At 63.4% G+C, this 3,368-nt stretch carries 2 rRNA genes; both read right to left on the bottom strand.

The features are described 5' to 3' along the window. Window positions 1-10: 10 nt before the first annotated feature. A 5S ribosomal RNA gene (rrf, locus tag NW838_RS11605) occupies window positions 11-125 on the bottom strand. A gap of 90 nt (window positions 126-215) precedes the next feature. After that, a 23S ribosomal RNA gene (locus NW838_RS11600) occupies window positions 216-3,157 on the bottom strand. Window positions 3,158-3,368 lie beyond the last annotated feature (211 nt).

The following is a 3,368-nucleotide window of genomic DNA, read 5'->3' as shown; positions in this document are numbered from 1 at the left end:
CCCTTGTGGTAGGGGGCTGGCCCCTCGGTCCCCAGCGGCGAGCCGCCAGTAGGATCGGCGCTGCGGTGTTTCACGACCCGGTTCGGGATGGGACGGGGTGGGTCCACCGCGCTCTACACACACCCAGTGGCTGAAGGAACGGTCGTCCCTTCACCCCTCACGCGATTGCTTCCTCGTGCACCCTGGTTCCCTGCTGCCGGTCGGTTCGCCGTGACGGAAGGAAGCCCTCGCCCCTGCGCACCGGTCGCCTCTACGGGTCACCCCGCCTCCAGCTCCGGCCGCTTTCCCCGCTCATCTCGCGGGGGGCTTACCAGCCTTGCGCTGTGAGAGCAGTCGTCTTGCGGCGTGTTTCCCACTTAGATGCTTTCAGCGGTTCTCACTCCCGGACATAGCTACGGAGCCTGCAGGACGCCCTACAACTCCTCCACCAGCGGTCCGTCCAGCCCGGTCCTCTCGTACTAGGGCCAGCCCCGCGCACTGCTCTACACGCTCAGAGCGGATAGAGACCGAACTGTCTCACGACGTTCTGAACCCAGCTCGCGTGCCGCTTTAATGGGCGAACAGCCCAACCCTTGGGACCTACTCCAGCCCCAGGATGCGACGAGCCGACATCGAGGTGCCACGCTCCGCCGTCGATATGAACTCTTGGGCGGTCTGAGCCTGTTATCCCCGGGGTAGCTTTTATCCGTTAAGCCACAGGCCTTCCACCCGGTCCTGTGGGATCACTACGGCCGACTTTCATCCCTGCTCGGCTGGTCTGCCTCGCAGTCAAGCGCCCTTCTGCCGTTGCACTCCACGGCGGATGACCATCCCGCCTGAGGGCGCCGTTGCGCGCCTCCGTTACCTTTTAGGAGGCGACCGCCCCAGTCAAACTACCCACCAGCCACCGTCCCCGCCGCAGGCGGGTGAGGGCAGCGCAGACCGAAGAGTGGTATTTCACCGTCGGCTCCAGTCGGCCCGCAAGCCAACCTTCTTCGCCTCCCACCTATCCTACGCATCGGCCTCCGCTACCCGATGGCAAGCTGTAGTAAAGCTCCACGGGGTCTTTTTGTCCCGCTCTGAGTTGGCCGCATCTTCACGGCCACTGCAATTTCACCGAGCCCCTGGTCGAGACAGTGCCCAGATCGTGATGCCTTTCGTGCGGGTCGGAACTTACCCGACAAGGAATTTCGCTACCTTAGGACTGTTATAGTTACAGCCGCCGTTTACCGGGGCTTCGGTTGGGAGCTTGCACCCCGCCCCTTAACCTTCCGGCACTGGGCAGGCATCACCCCCTATACGTCGCCTTTCGGCTTGAGCAGGGAGCTGTGGTTCTGGTAACCAGTCGCCTGGGCCTGGACCCTGCGGCTGCCTCGCGCTCCACCCGCTAGGGGTTTCACGCTACGCGCAGCACCCCTTCTTCCGAAGGTACGGGGTCAATTTGCCGAGTTCCTTAACCAGGGGTCACTCGTCCACCTTGGTTTCCTCAACCTGTCTACCGGTGTCGGTTTGCGGTACGGGCGTGGGTGGTCTTCCGAGCCGGCCTTTCTTGGCTGCACAGGCGCCTCGCCATCGGCGTGCGGTTGCCCGCACCCCTTTCACTCGCCTCTCGGTCACCGCCGCACGGATTTGCGTCGTGCGGCTCCCTACCGGCTTGGACGGCGCTCGTCTCGCCGCGGCGACTACCCCTCAGCATCCGGCATTGGTCAAACGACCACCACACGGTACAGGACTATCAACCTGTTGTCCATCGGGTCTGGCGTGTGCCGTCCCCTTAGGCCCGACTACCCTGCCGCGGTGCACCCGTGCGGCAGAACCCTTAGACTTTCGGTGGCGATGATTGCGACATCGCTTCTCCGTTACTCATTCCGGCATTCGCACTCGTTGCCGCTCCACCGACGCTTCCGCGCCGACTTTGCAGCGGCAACGACGCTCCCCTACCGTTTGCCGATGGCAAACCCGCGGCTTCGGTGCATCGCTTTGCCCCGCTACAGCGTCGGCGCAGCGCTGCTTGACCAGTGAGCTGTTACGCACTCTTTCAAGGATGGCTGCTTCTAAGCCAACCTCCTGGTTGTCTGAGCGGCGCCACAACCTTTCCCACTTAGCGATGACTGGGGGACCTTAGCCGGCGGTCTGGGTTGTTTCCCTCTCGACGACGGATGTTCGCACCCGCCGTCTCACGCGCGGTGCCCACCCCTGGCATTTGCAGTTTGCCGTCGCTTGGTAAGCGGTGAAGCCCCCGCACAACAACAGCGCTCTACCTCCAGGGGTGGCGTAGCCGCGGCTGTACCTCAATACATTTCGGGGAGAACCAGCTATCTCCGTGTTCGATTGGCATTTCACCCCTACCCACAGCTCATCCGAGCCTTTTGCAACAGACACCGGTGCGGCCCTCCACGTCCTGTTAGGGACGCTTCAGCCTGGCCATGGGTAGCTCACACGGTTTCGGGTCTATCCCCGGCGACGGTCGCCCTGTTCAGGCTCGCGTTCACTCCGGCTCCGGCTGGCACTGCCTTAACCACGCCACCGAGGATAACTCGCCGGATCATACTCCAAAAGGCACGCGGTCACCGGTCACTCCGGCTCCCACGGCGTGGAAGCACACGATTTCAGGGTCTCTTTCACTCCCCTCACCGGGGTGCTTTTCACCGTTCCCTCACGGTACTGTGCGCTATCGGTCACTGCGTGTAGGTTGCCTTGGACAGTGGTCTGCCCGGCTTCAGCCCGGGTTCTTCGTGCCCGGACCTACTCAGGAGCGACCCGCCCGGCTGAGGCGCCCGCCTACGCGACTGTCACGCTCTGCGGTGCAGGGTTCCACACTGCTTCGGCTCAGCGCGGTCGCTCGGGTGACCGACGAGCAGGTCGGTCACGGGTCGTCCTCCAACCCCGCGGGCGCAACGGCTGCTCCCTATTTCACGCCCGCGGTTTAGGCTGCACCCGGTTCGCTCGCCGCTACTACGGGTGTGGTTCACGCTTCCTCCGGCTACTGAGATGTTTCAGTTGGCCGGGTTCCCGCTCCGCTGTTGCGGAGCGCTGCCAGATGGCAGCGGGTTGCCCCATTCGGAGACCTCCGGATCACAGCCTGCACGCGGCTCCCCGGAGCATATCGGTGCCGTGCCCCGTCCTTCATCGGCACGCAGCGCCATGGCATCCATCGTGTGCTCATCATGTCTTCCTTCCGTCACGGCCAACCGACCGTGACCCGGTCGCACGGTGCGGGTGGACGCACGCACCGCAGACCGGCAGTAATATCAGTGCAATCGCGTGAGATGTTAAGGTACGACTGGCGCACCCACACTGAATGACGAGAAGCCAAACACCACAACAATTTAGATTGGGAGAGAACTCCCTAGAAAGGAGGTGATCCAGCCGCACCTTCCGGTACGGCT

It is taken from the genome of Synechococcus sp. R55.2 (genome assembly GCF_047462075.1).
Lineage (GTDB): Bacteria > Cyanobacteriota > Cyanobacteriia > Thermostichales > Thermostichaceae > Thermostichus.
The sequence above is the reverse complement of the archived record's forward strand: the minus strand, read 5'-3'. Positions and strand labels throughout refer to the sequence as shown.